Annotated in this window: 10 protein-coding genes and 2 pseudogenes; 10 read left to right on the forward strand and 2 right to left on the reverse strand. The window is 58.6% G+C overall.

Going from position 1 to position 19850, the window contains the following annotated elements:
- Positions 1 to 33: 33 nt before the first annotated feature.
- From CKO36_RS03105 to CKO36_RS03135, 6 genes are all read left to right on the forward strand, one after another.
- Positions 34 to 2316, forward strand: coding sequence for a tetratricopeptide repeat protein (locus tag CKO36_RS03105; RefSeq protein WP_200280426.1), 2283 nt, complete (start codon positions 34 to 36; stop codon positions 2314 to 2316).
- Positions 2317 to 2331: 15 nt separating this feature from the next.
- Positions 2332 to 4320, forward strand: a complete 1989-nt coding sequence (locus CKO36_RS03110) for an O-linked N-acetylglucosamine transferase, SPINDLY family protein (protein ID WP_200280429.1) — start codon at positions 2332 to 2334, stop codon at positions 4318 to 4320.
- Positions 4321 to 4335: 15 nt separating this feature from the next.
- Positions 4336 to 6519, forward strand: coding sequence for an O-linked N-acetylglucosamine transferase, SPINDLY family protein (locus tag CKO36_RS03115; RefSeq protein WP_200280431.1), 2184 nt, complete (start codon positions 4336 to 4338; stop codon positions 6517 to 6519).
- Positions 6520 to 6657: 138 nt separating this feature from the next.
- Positions 6658 to 8844: an O-linked N-acetylglucosamine transferase, SPINDLY family protein gene (locus tag CKO36_RS03120; protein WP_200280434.1), complete on the forward strand. Its 2187-nt coding sequence runs from the start codon at positions 6658 to 6660 to the stop codon at positions 8842 to 8844.
- Positions 8841 to 9938 (forward strand): methyltransferase domain-containing protein, encoded by a 1098-nt coding sequence (locus tag CKO36_RS20070; protein WP_275957809.1) that lies wholly within the window; start codon positions 8841 to 8843, stop codon positions 9936 to 9938. The genes CKO36_RS03120 and CKO36_RS20070 overlap by 4 nt, the downstream gene beginning before the upstream one ends.
- Before the next feature lie 133 nt (positions 9939 to 10071).
- Positions 10072 to 10926, forward strand: a complete 855-nt coding sequence (locus tag CKO36_RS03135) for a class I SAM-dependent methyltransferase (protein ID WP_200280436.1) — start codon at positions 10072 to 10074, stop codon at positions 10924 to 10926.
- Positions 10927 to 11044: 118 nt separating this feature from the next.
- Here the strand turns inward: CKO36_RS03135 and CKO36_RS20370 are convergent.
- Positions 11045 to 11146 (reverse strand): annotated as a pseudogene (locus tag CKO36_RS20370) (hypothetical protein); the annotation flags it as partial.
- A gap of 144 nt (positions 11147 to 11290) precedes the next feature.
- Positions 11291 to 12382, reverse strand: coding sequence for a tetratricopeptide repeat protein (locus CKO36_RS03145; protein WP_200280439.1), 1092 nt, complete (start codon positions 12380 to 12382; stop codon positions 11291 to 11293).
- 64 nt (positions 12383 to 12446) lie between these two features.
- On the opposite strand from CKO36_RS03145, the gene CKO36_RS03150 reads away from it, so the two are divergent.
- The 4 genes and pseudogenes from CKO36_RS03150 to CKO36_RS03165 form a co-directional block, all read left to right on the forward strand.
- Positions 12447 to 15971, forward strand: coding sequence for an O-linked N-acetylglucosamine transferase, SPINDLY family protein (locus tag CKO36_RS03150; protein ID WP_200280442.1), 3525 nt, complete (start codon positions 12447 to 12449; stop codon positions 15969 to 15971).
- An 82-nt stretch (positions 15972 to 16053) separates the two neighbouring features.
- Positions 16054 to 16386 (forward strand): hypothetical protein, encoded by a 333-nt coding sequence (locus CKO36_RS03155; protein WP_200280445.1) that lies wholly within the window; start codon positions 16054 to 16056, stop codon positions 16384 to 16386.
- An 88-nt stretch (positions 16387 to 16474) separates the two neighbouring features.
- The gene (locus CKO36_RS03160) at positions 16475 to 19210 is read left to right on the forward strand and encodes an FkbM family methyltransferase (protein WP_200280447.1); all 2736 of its coding nucleotides are present in this window, start codon (positions 16475 to 16477) and stop codon (positions 19208 to 19210) included.
- Positions 19211 to 19481: 271 nt separating this feature from the next.
- A pseudogene (locus tag CKO36_RS03165) lies at positions 19482 to 19828 on the forward strand (Rpn family recombination-promoting nuclease/putative transposase); the annotation flags it as partial.
- Positions 19829 to 19850: the final 22 nt, after the last annotated feature.

Below are 19850 nucleotides of genomic sequence, written 5' to 3' on the forward strand. Positions count from 1 at the left end.
TCCGTGAGTCACTGATCAATCCCGTGTCAGCTTATGTATCCTGATGCAATCATACCAATCCTGAACACGGCGCTTGCGTGCCATCAGCGCGGTGAGCTTGATACCGCCTTGGTGGGCTATGATGCGGTGATTCAGGCCAAGCCGGATTTGCCAGAGATTCATGTCAACCGCGGCAACGTGTTACAGGCGCTCGGACGCCCACAAGAAGCCATTGCAGCCTTTGATGCGGCACTTCAGCTTGCGCCACAAGATGCGGTTGCGCATTTTAACCGTGGCAATACCTTGCGGACTTTGGATCGCTTGATGGACGCGCTGGCCGATTTTGAGGCCGCGCTCAGCATTCGCCCGGATTTTTTCGAGGCGCATCTCAATCGAGGTATCATTCTGAAAGAGCTGGCGCGCTTTGATGAGGCGCTGGCGGCCTATGATGCGGCACTCGCGATACAGCCGGATTTTGTCCTTGCGCATTATAGTCGCGGAATTGTGTTAACTGATCTGCAGCGTTTTCAGGAGGCGCTTGCGGCCTATGATGCTGCGCTCAGAATCAGGCCGGATTACGCCAAGGCGCACAATAATCGCAGTCATGTTCTGGAATTGCTTGGTCGGCGGAATGAGGCACTGGCCTCGTGTAAGACAGCATTGCAGATGAAGCCGGATTATGCCGAAGCACATTTGCATCTTGGCTTGATGTTGAAAGGCTTGGATCGCTTGGAGGAAGCGCTGGCCTCTCTGGATGCGGCGCTGAGTCTTAGGCCCGATTGCGCAGATGCTCACTATAATAGGGGGCTTATTCTTAATGAACTTGGACGGCGGGACGATGCTTTGGTCGCTTGCGATGCCGCGCTGCGCATCCAGCCAGAATCGGCAGCAGCGCATTACGCGCGAGCGAATGTTCTGAAGGATCTTGGGCAGCTGGGTGACGCCCTGACCGCGTGTGATGCCGCTTTGCGCCTCCAGCCTGAATTTTTGGAAGCGCATAATACGCGAGGCGGTGTTCTTATGCAGATGAGGCAGATGGATGAAGCTGTGGCGGCTTTTGCTGTCGCGGCAAATCTGAAGCCGGATTTTCAGCCAGCGCATAGCAATCGTCTGTTTGCGCTGCATTATTGCGAACAAACTGCGAATGGTGCCATCCTATCGGCGGCTCGGCAATTTGGTGCCCAGTTCGATCAGCCGACCGCCGGCGACAGTCATCCCAACCCTCGACAGACAGAGCAGCGGTTGCGCATTGGCTATGTTTCTGGAGATTTTTGGCGCCATCCAGTCGGATATTTTCTGCAAGGCGTGCTGCCTCATCATGATCCGGCCGAAGTTGAGGTGTATTGCTATAGCACTCAAGCTGCACGCGACGACTTGACCGACAGGCTTGAGGCCTGCGTTCATGGTTGGAAGACCCTGGTGGGCTTGGATGACCATGCTGCCGCCAATCAGATTCGCGCTGATGCCATTGATATCTTGATCGATTTATCGGGGCATACTAGGCACAATCGCCTGCTGGTGTTTGCGCAACGGCCCGCGCCGGTGCAAGTCTCATGGCTCGGCTATTTCGGTACCACCGGATTGGCCGCGATGGACTACATTTTGGCGGATTCTTTTGTCATCCACGAGGGCGAAGAACAGCTATTCTCCGAGCGCGTCTGGCGTTTGCCGTTCAGCTATTTGTGCTTTAACGCTTCTGATGTGCGGGTTGCGATTGAACCACACCAGACCAGTGCGGATACAGTGACCTTTGCCAGCTTTAATAACCTCGCCAAGCTGTCACAGTGCACGATTGCGCTCTGGTGTCGTTTGCTTGCACAGGTGCCCGATTCGCGATTGGTTATTCGAGACAAAGCGCTGGCTGATGCATCGGTACGTCGCGAGCTTCAAGGTGCCTTTTTTGCTCAGGGCATCCATGAGGATCGCTTATTGTTTGAGTCCATGCTGCCACGAAACAAGTATTTAGCAGGATACAACCGCGTGGATATTGCGCTGAGTCCGACACCCTTTGGCGGGGGGACGACAACGGCGGAGGCACTCTGGATGGGTGTGCCTGTTGTGGCTTTGAGAGGCCATACTTGGGTCGGACGGATTAGTGACAGCATTTTGAGCACCGTCGGGCTGCCTGAACTGGTTGCCCGCGATGAGGAAGATTATATCGCCATTGCCGCATCTCTGGCGAAGAATGCCGAATGGCGAGCGTGGTTGAGAACGAATCTGCGCTCCATGGTGATGAAATCGCCCCTCGGTGATGGGCAGCGTTTTACTCGCGATCTGGAAGCGGCCTATCGCGGCATGTGGCGCCTGTGGTGCACGGGTTCGGCACAGGGAACCTAAGCATTTTTGCCCATCATGAAATGTCAATCCGTCTCGTCTATTTTGCAGGCTGCGCTTCGCCATCAGCAGGAGGGTGAGTTAGTGGCCGCCGTGGCGGCCTACGATCAGGTGTTGGAACTCAAGCCGGATTTTGCCGAAGTGCACAATAACCGCGGCAATGCGCTCTCGGGGCTTGGTTGGCTGGAGGATGCACTGGCTTCTTTCGATGCCGCACTCAGATTTGCGCCAACTGACCCGATCACACACTTTAATCGTGGGAATGTGCTGCGGGCGCTCGCGCTTCCGACGCAAGCGCTTGATGCCTACGAAGCCGCACTCAACCTGAACGCCGAGTTTGCCGAGGCTCATTTAAATCTCGGCTTGACGCTGAAGGGACTCGGGCGACTGGAGGATGCGCTGACATCTTTGGATGCAGCACTCAGACTGAAACCCGGCTTGGCTGCGGCTCATAACAATCGCGGCATTGTTCTTAAGGAAATGGGGCGACTGGATGAAGCGCTTGCGGCCTACGATGCAGCGCTCAGTCTGAGGCCTGATTTTGCGAAAGCTCACAATAACAGAGGGGGAGTTCTGAAGGATCTCGGGCGATCCACCGAGGTTTTGGCTGCTTGTGACGCCGCACTGCATATCCAGCCTGATTTGGCGGAGGCGCATAATATGCGAGGTTATATTCTTCTGGTGACTGGACAGGTGGATGAAGCTGTAGCCGCTCATGCAACTGCGGTGAATCTGAAACCCGATTATGCGCAGGCGCATAGCAACCGGCTTTTTGCGCTGCTTTATCGCGAAAAAACCGCAAATGGAGTCATTTTGTCGGCAGCCCAGCAATTTGGCACCCAGTTTGATCAACCAACCGTGGGCATCAATCATCCTAACGCGAGACAGCCAGAACGCCGACTCCGTGTTGGCTATGTTTCCGGGGATTTTCGCTGCCATCCAGTTGGTCGTTTCCTGCAAAGCGTTTTGCCCTATCATGATCCAGCCGAAGTGGAGGTCTATTGCTATAGCACTCAAGCTGCACGCGATGACTTGACCGACAGACTTGAGGCCTGTGTTCATCGTTGGAAGACCCTGGTAGGCTTGGATGACCGTGCCGCCGCAGCGCGGATTCGTGCTGATGCCATTGATATCCTCATCGATTTGTCGGGGCATACCGCGCACAATCGCCTGCTGGTGTTTGCACAGCGACCTGCACCGGTGCAGGTGACCTGGCTCGGCTATTCTGGCACCACGGGCCTGGCCGCGATGGATTACATCCTTGCTGATCGCTTTGTGGTGCCTGATCATCAAGAGCAAAACTTCACCGAGCAGGTTTGGCGCTTACCAAACAGTTACCTTTGTTTTACTCCGCCTGATGTCTTTGCTGAGGTCGAACCACCACAGTCGCAAGCGAGATCTGTCGTCTTTGGGAGTTTTAACAATCTTGCGAAGCTGTCACCGCAGACCGTGGCGCTTTGGGCGAAAGTGTTGGATCGGGTGCCGGAGTCGCAACTGATCCTGAAGGACAAAGCACTGACACAGATGCCGGTACGCCGTGAGGTTTTGAGTCGCTTCGCGGCGCAAGGCGTCGATTTTGGGCGACTGCAATTAATGGGATCCACGTCTCGTTTGGAGCATTTTGCACGTTACAATCGGATCGATGTTGCACTTGATCCAACTCCTTACGCTGGAACGACGACGACGGCGGAGGCGTTGTGGATGGGAACGCCCGTGGTGACCTTCAGTGGTGAAACCTGGGTCGCACGCGTCGGTGAGAGCATTCTGAACACCATCGGCCTGCCTGAGTTGGTTGCCCACACTGAAGAGGACTATATCGCCATGGCTGCGACGCTCGCGGCCGATGCCGAACGGCGGGCGTGGTTGCGCATGAATCTGCGCGCCATGCTGACAGCATCGCCCTTTTGCGATGGACAAGGCTTTACTCGCGATCTGGAAGCGGCCTATCGCGGTATGTGGCGCCGGTGGTGCGCTGGCGAAAACAAGACCGCCCCGGATGCGCGTTAAGCGCAGGAACATAAGATGGTTCAGTCAGTCTCATCCATGTTGCAGGCCGCCCTTCGTTCTCAACAGGAAGGTGACCTGGCAGCCGCCGTGGCGGCCTATGAACAGGTACTGGAACTCCAGCCGAATTGTGCCGAGGCGCACGACAAGCGCGGCGTGGTGCTTCAGAAGATGGGTCGGTTGGGGGATGCGCTCGCGGCCTTCGATGCCGTGCTCAATCTCAGGCCCGATTTCGCGGGCGCCTTGATGGATAGAGGCGTGGTCCTGCATGACCTCGGCCGTTTTGACGATGCGCTGGCGTCGTTCGATGCCGCACTCCGATATGCGCCGGACGATCCAATCACACATTTCAATCGCGGGAATGTCCTCAGAAAGCTTGCACGTCCGGAGCAGGCGATTGAGGCCTACGCAACCGCGCTCAAACTGAACGCCAATTTTGCAGAAGCGCATTTGAATCTCGGCGAGGCGCTGTGGGAATTGGATCGGCTGGATGAAGCACTGGTCTCCCTGGATGCCGCGCTCAGGCTGAAGCCCGGCTTGGCGAAGGCGCACAATAATCGCGGCCTTGTTCTCAAGGACATGGGACGGCTGAATGAAGCGCTGGCGGCCTTGGATGCGGCACTCGGCTTGACGCCTGATTTTGCGGAAGCCCTGACGAATAAAGGTGTTGTCCTTCAGGATCTCGGACGTTTTGACGATGCGCTGGCGGCTTGCGATGCTGCACTGCGCATTCAGCCCAAATTGGCGAAGGCGCATCATACGCGCGCGAACGCTCTAAAGGGTCTTTGGCGGCTGAACGATGCGCTGGCTGCTTGTGATGCTGCGTTGCACGTACAGCCTGAATTGGTGGAGGCGCATAATACGCGAGGGGCTGTTCTTCTGTACCTCGGGCGATTGGATGAAGCCATAGCAACCGCTGCTATGGCGATGAATCTGAAGCCGGATGATGCGTTGCCGCATAGCTATCTACTTTGCGCTCTAAACCATCGCGAACAAACCGCGCGTGAAGCCATCCTGTCAGCGGCCCGGCAATTTAGCGCCCAGTTTGATCAGCCGACCGTGGGCGACATTCACCCCAAACCGAGACAGCCAGGGCAGCGGTTGCGCATTGGCTATGTCTCCGGAGATTTTTGTCGCCATGCGGTTGCCGATTTTCTCGAAGCACTGCTGGCCCAGCATGACCGTTCGCGCGTTGATGTGCTGGCGTATACCACCAACGGGCGGGAAGACGCTGTCACCGCACGCATCCAGGGGCTGGTTGATCGCTGGCAGTCGATTGTTGGCTTGTCCGACGAGCGCGCCGCTCAGCACATCCGCAACGATGGGGTAGATGTGCTGATTGATCTTTCCGGGCATACGGCGCACAACCGCTTGGGCGTTTTTGCCCAGCGTGCCGCGCCAGTCCAGGCGCATTATCTAGGTTTCATAGGTTCCACTGGACTGGCAGCGATGGATTATTGGATCGGCGATGAATGGCTGACACCAGACGAGTTGGCGCCGCAGTATTCCGAGACGCTTTGGCGTTTACCACGCCTTTGTGTCGCTTACCGCAGTCCCCCGGAAGCGCCGGAGCCGGCCTGGCGGGCGAGCAGCGATGGCGCTCTGTGGCTAGGCAGTTTCAACAACCTCATTAAGTTGACACCGCGCACGGTTGCCCTGTGGTCGCAGGTGCTACAGAGGCTGCCAGAGGCCAAGTTGCTGCTCAAGACCCATGAACTGGCCGACGAAAGCAACCGCGAGCGAGTGCTGACGGCCTTTGCGCAGCAGGGCATCACCCGTGAGCGTATTGAACTTCGGAATCGGCAGGCGACATCGTCCTGGCTGGAGCATATGGCCTACTACAACCGCTTGGACATCGCGCTCGATCCGGTTGGCCCGTGGGGCGGTGCCACCACCACCTGTGATGCGCTCTGGATGGGGGTGCCGGTGGTAACCAAGCTCGGGGATTGCGCGGGTTCGCGCATGTCCGCTGCCATGCTCAGCGCGCTGGGGCGCGAGGAGTGGATCGCCCATGATGACGAGGACTACATCGCCAAGGTGGTTATGCTGGCGCGCGCGGTTGCAGGACGCCGGGCGATGCGCTTGAGCCAGCGCGAGCGCATGCGCCAAAGCCCACTGTGTGATGCCCAGGATTTGGCCCGGGCGCTGGAAGACGCCTACGAAGCGATGTTCGAGCGCTGGTGGGTTAAGCAGGACAAGTAGAGCGTGAAATGTGTTTGCACATGATGAAATTTTGATGATTTGGGGGGAGGCATGAGCAGAAAGCAGCGACGAGGTTTGAAGCAAGCCAAGCTGCTAAGGCGTCGGAATCCTTCTAACAAGGCGCCGTCAGTCTCTTCGATGTTGCAGTCAGCGCTTCGCGATCAGCAGAAGGGTGACCTGGCAGCCGCTGTGGCGGCCTATGATCAGGTGCTGGAACTCAAGCCGGATTTTGCCGAAGTGCACAATAATCGTGGCAATGCACTCTCGGGGCTTGGGCGGTTGGGGGATGCACTGGCCTCTTTCGATGTCGCACTCAGATTCGCGCCAACTGACCCGATCACACACTTTAATCGTGGGAATATGCTGCGGGCGCTTGCACGTCCGGTGCAAGCGCTTGAGGCTTACGCTGCCGCACTCAACCTGAACGCCGAGTTTGCTGAGGCACATTTAAATCTCGGCCTGACGCTGAAGGAACTCGGGCGACTGGAGGATGCGCTGACATCCTTGGATGCGGCGCTCAGACTGAAACCCGGCTTGGCTGCGGCTCATAACAATCGCGGCATTGTTCTTAAGGAAATGGGGCGACTGGATGAAGCGCTTGCGGCCTACGATGCAGCGCTCAGTCTGCGGCCTGATTTTGCAAAAGCCCACAATAACAGAGGTTTTGTCCTGAATGATCTTGGGCGGCTCAACGATGCCCTGGCTGCTTGCGATGCCGCGTTGCGAATTCAGCCTGATTTGGCGGAGGCGCATAATACGCGGGGCTGTGTTCTGAATGGCCTCAGACGACTCACCGAGGCTCTGGCTGCTTGCGATGCCGCGTTGCGAATTCAGCCTGATTTGGCGGAGGCGCATAATACGCGGGGTTGTGTCCTGAATGATCTCGGACGACTTACCGAGGCTCTGGCTGCTTGTGATGCCGCATTGCGCATCCAGCCTGAATTGATGGAAGCGCATAATATGCGAGGCTTTGTGCTTGAGCGTATCGGGCAGATAGATGAAGCTGTAGCAGCTTATGCTGTTGCGATGAATCTGAAGCCGAATGATGCGCGGGTGCATAGCAATCGAATAATGGCGCTGCTTTATTGCGAACAAACCACAAATGAAGCCATCCTATCGGTGGCCCGGCAATTTGGCGCCCAGTTCGATCAGCCGGCTCTGGGCGACTGTCATCCCAACCCGAGACAGCCAGAGCGGCGGTTGCGTATTGGCTATGTCTCTGGGGATTTTCGTCGCCATGCGGTCGCCGATTTTCTCGAAGCGCTGCTTGCCCAGCATGATCGTTCGCGCATTGAAGTACTGGCGTATACCACGAATGGGCTGGAAGACGCTGTCACCGCACGCATCCGGGGGTTGGTTGATCGCTGGCAGTCGATCGTGGGTCTGTCCGACGAGCGCGCCGCTCAATGTATCCGCAGCGATGGGGTGGATGTACTGATTGACCTCTCCGGGCATACGGCGGGCAACCGCTTGGGTGCCTTCGCCCAGCGTGCCGCGCCAGTCCAGGCGCATTATCTCGGCTTTGCAGGTTCCACTGGACTGGCGGCGATGGACTATTGGATCGGCGATGAATGGCTGACGCCAGACGAGTTGGCACCGCAGTATTCCGAGACGCTTTGGCGCCTGCCGCGCACGTGGGTTGCTTACCGTGGTGTCGAGAAAGCGCCAGAGCCGGCATGGCGGGCGAGCGGCGATGGCACCCTGTGGCTGGGTAGTTTTAACACGCTACGTAAGATGACGCCGCGCACGATTATTCTGTGGTCGCGGGTGTTGCAGACACTGCCTGAGGCCAAGTTGCTGCTCAAGACCCATGAGCTGGCCGACGAGAGTAATCGCAAGCGGGTGCTGACGGCCTTTGCGCAGCAGGGTATCGCTAGTGATCGCATCGAACTTCAGGGTCGGCAGGCAACGTCGTCTTGGCCTGAGCATATGGCCTACTACAACCGCCTGGATATCGCACTCGACCCGGTCGGCCCAGTGGGCGGTGGCACTACCACCTGCGATGCGCTCTGGATGGGTGTGCCCGTGGTGACCAAACTCGGGGATCGCGTGGGTTCGCGCATGTCTGCTGCCATGCTGAGCGCGCTGGGGCGCGAGGAATGGATTGCGCGTGATGACGAGGACTACATCGCCAAAGTAGTCATGCTGGCGCGCGCGGTTGCCGGACGCCGGGCGATGCGCTTGAATCAGCGCGAACGCATGCGCCAAAGCCCGCTGTGCGATGCCCAGGGCTTGGCTAGGGCGCTGGAAGACGCCTACGAAGCGATGTTCGAGCGCTGCTGGACCAAGCAAAACAAGCATGACGCGCCGACGGTGATGCCATGATCGCGCGCGGCATTCATACCCATGCGGTGGTCGATTGCCAGGGTGATGGCATTTTGCCCGAGACCACCATCCTGGAACCGGGCGCGGTAATCTATGTCAGTCCGCGCGGGCGGCTGGTGCTCGGCGAGCGCAATATCCTCTATCCCAATGCCAGTATCCGCATCGATCAGGGCTGGCTGATCACCGGGGAGGAGGTGTCCTTCGGGCCGGGGGTGCAGATCTACGAGCCGCGTGCCGGGATTGAGATCGGCCATCATTGCCTGATCGCTGGCGGGGTGCTGATCTGCGGGGTGCACCATGGTCTGGCGGACGCCGATCAGCCGATGCGCCATCAGCCGGCTGAGGCCCGACCGATTCGCATCGGCGATGAAGTGTGGATCGGCATGGGGGCGATAATATGCCCTGAAGTGAGCATTGGGGCCGGTGCGGTGATCGGTGCTGGCTCAGTGGTAACGCGCGATATTCCGGCTCGCGCGGTCGCTTGGGGGACACCGGCGCGGGTGCGCCGCCTGCGCCAAAGTGCGGGCAAGGTGCCTTGGGCGAGCGATGGCCCGGTACGGCTGCACCTGGGCTGCGGGCCGCGCTGCATTCCCGGCTTCATCCATGTCGATGCGCAAGCACATCCGCATGTTGATCTGGTCGCTGATGTGGCGCGTCTGGAGATAATTCCGGATGCCACTGCCGATCTGATCTACGCCTCCCATGTGCTGGAGCACTTCGGACGTTGGGAATTTCGCGCCGTGCTGACCGAATGGCGTCGAGTGCTCAAGCCTGGCGGTCTGTTGCGCCTAGCGGTGCCGGACTTCGCCGTTTGTGCCAAGCTGTATTATGAACACGGTTTATCCGATGGTTTGAACGGGCTGATCGGGCTAATTTGTGGCGGCCAGCGTGATGAGATGGATTATCACAAGATGATTTTTGACGAGCCGTTTTTGAAGCATGAGTTGCAGGGATTGGGCTTTCGCAATATTGGCCGCTGGGACTGGCGAACGACTGATCATGCGGGGGTGGATGATTATTCCCAGTGCTATCTGCCTCATCTGGACAAAGAACGGGGGACACTGATGAGCTTGAATTTGGAGGCGGAGCGATGATGTCGTGTCGATTAGGACAGCAGCAAAAAGATTAGGAGACTTTATAGCGATGCAGGCAGAACGATTCGTTGAGCGTTTAGGTCGTATACGAGATGTATCTGCGCCAAAGGCCTTTGTAACGCCGGAAGCAGTGATGGCGGTTTCGGCAGCCCAAGCGCGGGTTAATGAGGTGCTTGGACGTTATCGCAGTGCCACTGTGGAACAGGCACGTGAGCAGGCTGCGTGCCTAATGCATGATTTTCCGGATCAGGAGCCACCGGAGCAATTCTGGGAGACGGCATCATCGTTGGCGTTCAGGGATTTTTTTGTCTGGGGACACGATCATGATTTTGGCCACGGTGTAACGCGCTCGGGGGCCATGATGGCCCGGCATCGGGAGATTGCCATTGAGGGGCTTGTAACCGGCTGGCTGGCACCAGACTTGACAGAGCAACAGGTGCTGGATGTCGGCTGCTGGAGTGGGGGCGATCTGCTGATGCTTGCGGGACTGGGTGCGCAAGTGACAGCGATTGAGGAGCATCCAATTGCCGTGCGCGCAACGCGGCGTCTGTGTGAGCTACTGGATGTTCAAGCGGATGTCATGGAAGGTAGTTTGTATACGGATCGGCGCGATTGGGCGGGCCTGTTCGATTATATTTACTGCGCGGGTGTCATTTATCATGTAACCGACCCATTATTGTTTATGCGTTTGCTGTTTGCGTACCTCAAACCTGGCGGATCTGTCTTTTTGGAAACCAAAGCCGTTGCAGGTGATGGTAGTTTATGTTCTTACTCCGGTACCCTGGAAAAGGGCTGGAACTGGTATGCACCGAATGAAATCGCCTTTGGGCGCTGGCTGGTCGATGCCGGGTTCGATGCCGGCACCGTACAGGTGTGGCGACGCGCGAATGGCCGACTGCTGGCCGGAGCGCGTAAGACTGCGCCGGCAATGATGCGCGAGACAGCGGGTTTTTCGCGACCGGGAAGTTGGCTGGAGGGGGTGTGTTGACATTCATGCCTGAATTCGCACTCGAACTCAAAACCTGTTCCTTGTTGCGCGGATACAGTTGGTACCAGGTATCAGTAATTTTGTGTAGATCGGAGGCGATAAGCGGTTGCAGGCGTTCGTCGTCGAAATTAACATAGAGCAGTCGCTTCTTGGACAGGCCGCTGGCAAGCTGATCCCGCATAGCCTGAAGCAATCGCCAGCTCTTGCCGGTGCGGCGCATGCCAATCAGGGTATCGATCTTGCCCGGCAACGCAGGCAAAACAGTCTCGCGTGAGATGAGATCCGGCTAAAAGCACTGCTGCAAGCCCGAACTGGCATCGGCATTTGACTGCCGACAGGATCTACCGCATGGTGCGTACGGATTTCAGCCGTCAAGCACCCCTTGCAGCGCAGCAAGCACATCGCTTTCGCGATTCTCGATCAGGTTAAGCGTACTCGGCATGATGTCTGCGTAATCTTGGTATTCGACTGTAGTCCAGGTTTCGATCAGGGTTTGGATATTCACTCTGAGCGCGTCGTTGTTCGGGTTGAGGCCGGTGACCATGGCTAAACCGCTTGGGTAGGTTGGGATGGTGGTGATCGAAAGATCGGGTCTTTGCTCTTTGAGTAGGGGAATGACTTTCCAGGTGTCACCGACCCAGAACTTGGTGTGGCGTTGTCTTGCCGCCGTGCTTGGATCAATCGGGTAGATGTCGTGAAACAGCACCACGGATTTTTCATGGGCATTGGCCTCGACATTGACAAAGTCTCGCAATGCCTGGTCGAAGCTGTGATATCCGTCAATAAAACAGAAGTCGATGCGCGCGCCGTCGAATAACGACTGAATCGAATGCTGGCGAAAGAAATCGTCGCTGGTTTGCGCATAAATTTTTGTCCAAGCGCTCAAGTTGACGCTGATCAACGGTTGCGGGTCGATGCCGATGCAGTGTGTTGGCGGTTGGGCTTGCTGTAATGTCTGTCCGGTTTCGACACCGATTTCCAGATAGGTCGCGGGTTTCAAGGTGCGGTGAAACCAATCCAGCCAGTCGGTATAGGGCGTGCCGGGGAAATGCTCGGTTGCGGCCTGAAGGTGATGCTCAAACAGATTGGTATCCTGCATTTGCGCTCCCCAGGCGAGCAGGGCTTCAGGGGGTTGTAGGCTTAGATCGTCCACTCCAGCGGCGCGCGCGGCTTTAAGCTGGGTTTGTGCCTGCTCCATGTGACCACAGCGAACCAGGATTTCGAGGTAACTCTGCCAGAAATGGGGTTCCTGCGGGTTGGCTTGCACCGCCGCGTTAAAAAATTGCAGTGCAGTGTCAGTTTGCCCAAAGTTTTCGGCAATGACGGCAATGTTGTGGTTTGCCACTGGGTGATCGGGTTGAACGGTCAGGATGGCGTGATAAAGCCTGAGCGCTTCTTGGTGATCCCCGGTGCTATGATGCTGGATGGCCTCGTGTAAAGTATCCGAGATGTTCATGGCATGATTTTCCATCTATAAAGGGGGGCGAAGATGCAAGATCTTGATAAGGTAGGTTTTTAAGTTGCGCCCGGATCTCACCGAAGCGGCGCAGGGTCAAGCGATCCTGCTGGCCCACCAAGGGCAGCTTGAGCCAGCGCTGGAGCATTTTCTCGAACTCAATCGCCTCGCTCCGGACCAAGCGACCACTTTACACAATATCGGCATCACTTTGAATCGTTTGGAGCGCTATGCCCAAGCGGTGCCTTGGTTCAAGCGCGCGCTGTCCCTCGCCCCCGGTTTTGCCGATGCCTGGACTGGGCTGGCGGCGGCGCACGCTGAGCTGGGCCAGGACGCGGCGGCGCACGAGGCGGTTGAACGTGCCGTAGCCGCCAGCCCCGCTGCACCCCTGCCGCGACTGATGCAGGCCATGCTGTGCCTGCCGGCCGTGGCCGAGACAGTAGAGCTTTCCAACAGCGCCCCCGAGCAGTTCGCACGGGCGCTGGCTGCGCTGGCCGACTGGGCAGACCAGGATCCGCGCCATCTGCACGGACTGGGCGAGCGCGTGGGCGACCGCCAGCCGTTCGCGCTCGCCTATCGACCGGGCAATCACCGCGCCTTGCTCGGTGCCTACGGAGATTTGATGGCCCGCGCCGCGCGTGCCTGTTGGCAGGCGCGCGGCTTGCTGCCCATGCCCTTGCCACCCGCGCGCCCGCGCGTGCGGCTGGCGATTCTGAGTGCGCATATTCGGCGTCATTCCGTTTGGGATATTATTCTCAAAGGGCTGGTTCGTCATCGGCTGCGCACCTGGTTTGAGCTGACAATCTATCATACCGGTACCGAGGTGGACGCGGAAACCGCGTGGGCCAAGCGTCATGTTGAGCGCTTCGTCAGCGGTCCGCGCGGCCATGCCGAATGGCTGCGCCTGATCCGCGAGGATGCGCCCGATGTGCTCTTTCTGCCCGAGGTGGGCATGGATCCACTGACCTGCAAGCTCGGCGCGCTGCGTCTGGCGCCCTTGCAGGTCGCGAGCTGGGGGCATCCGATCACCACCGGCCTGCCGGAGATCGATCTGTTCTTCTCCGGCGAGCAACTTGAGCCGCCGGACGCCCAGGAGCATTATCGCGAGCGCTTGATCCGGTTGCCTGGCACCGGTGTTTGCACAGAATGGCCGGACTTGGCACCGGCTGCGTTGCCGATTGGTTATTTGCGCGCACGATCACCTGAGCGGGTGCGCTTGTTGCTGTGCCAGCAGCCGTTTAAGTTCGATCCGGCGGATTGGCCGCTGATCCTTGAGGTGTTGCGTGCCTGTGCGCCCTGCGAGCTGTACCTTCTGCAACATCGGCGTTTGTCCGCGGCGAGTCGGCAAGCGACAGACCGGCTGCGCGAGACCCTTGACAACGCCGGACTGGAGACCGATACGATTCTGCTTGAACGCCCCTGGTTACCGCGCGCCCAATTCCTGAGCCTGCTTGAGGCTGTCGATCTTTATCTGGATTTGCCGGCCTTCAGCGGCTATACCACCGCTTGGCAGGCGCTGCATTGCGGACTGCCAATCATCACGCTGCAAGGCGCGAGCCTGCGCCAGCGCCTGGCCGCTGGCTTGCTGCGGCAAATTGAGCAGACGGATACTATCGCCCGCGATGCAGCGGACTATGTCGCCATCGCCGCGCGCCTGGCTGCCGAATGTCGTGATCCTGACGCGCGCGAGATCCGCCGCGCCCGCCTGAAAGGCGCCGCTTCCAAGGCGGATCATCAGGTCGACAGCGTGCGTGCTTTGGAGCAGGCGCTGCTTGATGCGCTGGCAGAGCGCGGGAGAGATCCTCGATCAGCGCCGCAATCGACTCAGACCACGGCGCTGACTGCGTTGAGGGCCGTTTATCGCGAAGGTGAGCGGGCTGTGGCGCGAGCCGCCGCCGAGCACTATGTTGCGACCTGGCCAGACTGCACCGTTGGCTGGACCATTTTGGCCAAGCTGTGCGAATCCGACCGCGACTGGCACCAGGCGAGCGCCGCAGCGCAGCAACTGTGCACCTTGCAGCCTGAGGTCGTCTGGAACTGGTCTTACCTCGGGCTGCTGCTCAAGCGACAAGGTCGGCTCAGCGATGCCGTGCAGGCACTTTCCAAGGCGCTGACGCTAGCGCCAACCGAGGCTGAAACACTCAATTTACTGGGTATTGTCCACATGCAGCAAGGGCAGCCTGCCAAGGCCGAGTCATGTTTCCGCCAGGCGCTTGCTAAGTGCCCCGAGCTGTCCGAGGCCTGGAATAATCTGGGCACCGCCCTGCGCGATCTTGACCGCATCGATGAAAGCATGTTGACTTTTTGGCAGGCCGTGAGTCTGTCGCCCGAGAACGGTCGGGCGCGCAGCAATTTGCTGTTCTCCCAAGCCTATACGGCCGCGCTGATGCCGGAACGTCTGTGCCAAGAGGCGCGCCTGTGGGAACGCGAGGTGCTGCGTGCCGATGAACGCGCGCAGGCGCGCCAGCGCCGCTTTAGCCGACCCAGGCCGCGCGATCAGCGCCTGCGCCTGGGCGTGCTGTCGGCGGAATTCGGCAAGCATGCGGTTGGGGATTTTTTGCTGAGCTGGCTGCGTGCGCTTGATCGCGAGCACTGCACGCTCTACCTGTATCCCAGTGTGGAACGCTACGAGCCGGAGGCCGGGTACTTCAAGGCGCTCGCCGATGTCTGGTGTCCCATCGATACCCTCAGCGATGCGCAGGCCGCCGCGCAGATGCGCGCCGATGGCATTGACGTGCTCGTGGAAACCAGCGGGCATACAGTGAATAATCGCCTGGGCGTGATCGCTCATCGCGCGGCACCGGTGCAGTGTCACTATATCGGTTATTTTGCGACCACGGGCCTTGCGGAGATGGATTATTTTATCGCCGACTCAGTTCTGGTCCCGCCGGAGCACGACCACCATTATACCGAGCGGGTCTGGCGCCTGCCGCGCACGCGCTATGTCTATGAACCTTTGCAGCAGGCTCCGGAGCCGCACTGGCAGCCCGATCCTAGGAGTGTGCTCCGCTTGGGCAGCTTCAACAATCTGACCAAGGTGCGTCAGGAGACGCTGGCGCTCTGGGGCGCTGTGCTGCGGGCGCTCCCGCATGCGCGCCTGCTGCTCAAGGATCGGCGAGCCATGGATGAGGGCGTTCAGGCGCGCATTCTCAGTCGCCTGCAAGAGCAGGGCGTGTCTGCGGATCGGGTCGAGTTTTTGGGCACCTTCGCCACCTGGGCGGAACACATGAGCGCTTACAATCGGATCGACATTGCATTGGACACGCTGCCATTCAGCAGCGCCACCACGGGTTTCGAGGCGCTCTGGATGGGCGTGCCGCTGATCACCCTGGCGGGCGACCGCTTCGCCGGGCGTCAGGCCGCGTCCATGCTCAGCGGGCTTGGGCGGCATGAGTGGATCGCGACTGACGATCAGGATTATGTGCGTATCGTCACAGCGCTTGCGGCGGATCGCGAGCAACGGCAGGGCCTTCGCGCTGAACTGCGCACCGCCATGCAGACCAGCGAGCTTTGCGATGGCACTGGTCTAGCCCGCGTGTTGGAGCAGGCCTTCCGGCAAATGCTCGCTCAGTCGCCGTTCTTTGCTTAAGTTCAAGCCTTGTTTGCCGTTCTAGTGGCAATTCGCTAGTCTGGCGGCATCTGGCGACAGCCCCAGCTACGGAGACCTTGGTATGGCCTTAGCCCAAGAAGACATTGCATTCATTAAAGCGCATCTCGGCGAATGGTTGGCCGAACAAAGCCTTGGCAAGCCGCCGGTAGTCTACGAAATCGAGCTGCGCGAACGCATGGCTCGAGTGGAAGAGGAACTCAAGCACCAGCGCGAACTGTTGCGCGAAGGCTTCAAGCGGATGGACGAGCGCTTCGAGCAAGTGGACAAGCGCTTCGAGCAAGTTGACAAACGCTTCGATGAAATGCTCAAGCGCCACGATCAGCACTTTCTCTGGCTGGTGGGTTTTATCGCTAGCAGTGCGGCCTTGATCATTGCGGCTCTTCGCTATCTGTAAGGCTCGGAATTCAATTTCCGGCTGCATGGCCATCTTCCCAATCGTCGGAATCGCTTCTTACACTGTCCCGAATGCAGGATTGACATTCATGCCTGAACTCGCACTCGAACTCAAAACCGCCCTCCTGCTGAAGGAGGAAGGCCGCCACCAAGAAGCGGAGAATCAGTGCCGTCAGCTCCTGCAACGCGCGCCGGATGATGCCGAAGGGCATTATGTTCTCGGCACTCTACTGCTCGAACAGCAACGGGCCGAAGAAGCCTTGGTAGAGTTTCAGCAAGCCCTGACGCTGGCGCCAGCCAATGGCGACTACTGGCTCGCCTTTACCGAGGCCCTGCTTGCCCTCGGTCGGTCGCGCGAAGCCTTGGAAATCATCGACGACATGATCGCCAAGGGACTCGATTGGCCACAAGCATTGGCCTTGCAAGAGCGCGCCAAGGCAGCGGTGCAGCGCGCAGCGGATCAGCCGACATCTCCGGCGGTTGCCGCAGAGCCAGACCCGACTCATTGGACGCTGACCATTGCCGACGATGTGCGCGTTTGCGTCCCGCCTGATGCGCGACTGATGACTCCTTACATTCTGCTGGAGCAAGAGGACTGGTTCGAGGCCGAATTGCCCTTCCTGCGCCAGCTCATCGAACCCGGCATGGGCGTGCTCGACATCGGCGCCAATCACGGTCTCTATGCGCTCAGTCTGGCCAAGCGGCTGCAAGGGCAGGGCCGAGTCATCGCCTGCGAGCCGGCCAGTGCGCCGGCGGATATGCTGGAGCGCAGCATCGCCGAAAACGGCTTTGGCGAGGTGCTGACCCTGCTGCGCCTCGGTCTGTCCGACCACGAGGGTTCGGCGATGCTGAACATTGGCGCCAACAGTGAACTGAATTCCTTGACTCCCGCCGCCGATCAACCTGTTGATCAGACCACAGGCGAGACCGAGACAGTGCGCCTGACCACCCTTGATGCCCTGATGCAATCCTCTGACTGGCCCGACGGCTGGCAGGTAGACATCCTCAAGCTCGACGCCGAGGGCGAGGAAATTCGCATCCTTCAAGGCGCCGCGCGCTTTTTTGCCGAGCAGGATCCGCTGGTGCTGTTTGAGTGGAAGCACGGCCAGGTGCCCAACACCGGTCTGCTGGAAACCTTTGCCGCGCTCGGCCTGGATCGCTATCGCCTCGTGCCGGGGCTGAATGCGCTGGTCTCTGTTGCCGAGAACGAACCGCTCGATGGCTATCAGCTCAACCTGTTCGCCTGCACGCCTGCTCGTGCTGAACGTCTGGCCGCCGCTGGTTATTTGATCGGGGCGGCTTCAGCCATTCTCGAACCCGCTCCCGCCCCCAACCAGAGCTGGCCTCAGGCGCTGGTGGCCCGCTCCTTCGTTTCCGGTTTGCAGGCCGACGGCCAGATCATCACCGCCTGGCGGGCATTGGATCGCACCGGCGACCCGCACTGGCCCGTCTACGAAAAAGCTCTGAATGCCTACCTGAGCGCCAGCGACCCGAGTCAGCCCCTGCCCGCGCGCTGGGTCTGGCTGCGCGCCAGCCAGAGCGCATTAGCGCAACTCATCGCCGCCGGCGACACCCATCTGGCCACTCGCTTGCTGCACATTCGTGTGCTCGACGCCTGCGGTCAGCGCTCCGCTGCAGTAAAGGCTAATACCGAACTGGAGCAGAGGCTGGAGCAAACCCCGTCGGCGCGATTTGATCTGCCTGACCGGCCTTTCCTGCCTCCACTGCCGGATTATGACCACCGTCTTCCTCAAGGCAGCATTGATGCCTGGATTCAGGCCACTATCTGCGAAGGATTGGAGTGCCGCCGCGCCTATTCATCCTATTTCCACCGCGACGGGCGCTTGCTACAACGCCTGGCTGACAACCCGAACCGCAGTCTAGTGATGGATCGCCGTCGCGTGTTGATAGTGCTGTTGCTGGCCTTGGTTGCCGGTCGGCGTGTGCAACTGAGCGCAGAAAGTCCTTTGCGTGGGCCGGAGATGATGCCTGAGCATCGCAATGTTGAATGGTGGAGGGGGTTGCCCGTGCTTGGCTTGCAGCAAGCCGAAAACGTGAGTCCTATTTGCCGAACACCTGATCGACACTCTTACCGGGCGGTCTTCTGCGCGGGCATGCAGCGTTCAGGATCAACGTGGTCGTACAACGTTGCCCGGCTTATACTCAGTCGGTCTGTTGGTGAGAAAAGCTTGGAAGCCGGATATGTTGGGGGAGGTGATCCACTCGATAGGTTGCTTGGCAGTCGGATGAAGCAAGGTCAGCTAAGACTGCTCAAGTTTCATCGGGCGACTCCGCAGTCTCTTGGTTATGCGACTCTGGGTCTGGGCAAAGTTGTATTTACTTATCGACCCCCACTGAACGCTGTGGCGTCGATAGCGGATTTTTTTGGAACTTCCATCGAAAATGCGGTTGCCACCATTGCAGCTAATATTCAGGATATGAACCTATGGGTGCGCACCGGCCATGCGCTATTGATTTCATTCGATGATTTGACGCTCCGAAGCTCAGAGTGGATCAGTCGTATGGCTGCATTTCTTAGTGTCGATCTGACCGCCGAGGACGTTGCGCAAATTCAACAGGAAACGGCTTATGAGCGTGTCAAGCAAAAAGCCGAAGCGCTTGGGCAACAGCGAGAAAGTCTGATCAAAGCGGGTTCATCGGCTTATGATTCCCAATCCTTACTGCACGTCGGGCATGCACCGCTCGGACGCGCCCGAGATTGGCGCACGCAGTTGACACCAGAGCAGCAATCTTATGCGCTTAAACATTTGGACCGTTGGGTTGATGCCGATGGGCAGTGGCGACCTGATGCGTTATATAATTGAAAAATTATGAAATTAAAGGATTGTGTTCGAGTTTGTTCTTTGTGTGTGAGAGTGCGATCAGACGGGAAACCCGGGAGGGACCACTTTATTTGTGCGGATATGTGAGAGACCTCGAGCGCGTCTAGGCTGAGCGTCAAACGGATGCCCGGAGCTAATCAAATCCATCTGCGCCGCGAACTGGGTGACGGCATGGCGATCATTCAGGGCTGGTTGGGTAAAGCTGCTGGTGGGGGCGATAGTCGGTGCTTTCGATCAAAAGAGACATTCCACCATGCGCCACGCCATTGACCCAAAATTGACTGCGTGTTCAAAGCCCTGCTGGGCGCGGAGTCCAATCGTGCCTTGCTGATTCACTTTCTGAACGCGATTCTGGAAGCAGATCTAGGCGCGCCCATCGCATCAGTCGAAATCCTCAACCCCTACAATGAGCGTGAATTTTTTGACGACAAACTCAGCATTGTCGATTTGAAGGCGCGTGATCAGCGCAAGCGCCTGCATCAGATCGAAATTCAACTCTTGACATACGCTGACCTGTTGGCGTGCATTCTGTGCACTTGGGCTGATCTTTACCGTTCACAACTAAAACGCAGTGACAGCTACAGCAAACTCCAACCCACATAGAGTATCTGGCTTTTAGGCG

The sequence above is a fragment of the Rhabdochromatium marinum genome, from assembly GCF_016583795.1.
GTDB lineage: Bacteria > Pseudomonadota > Gammaproteobacteria > Chromatiales > Chromatiaceae > Rhabdochromatium > Rhabdochromatium marinum.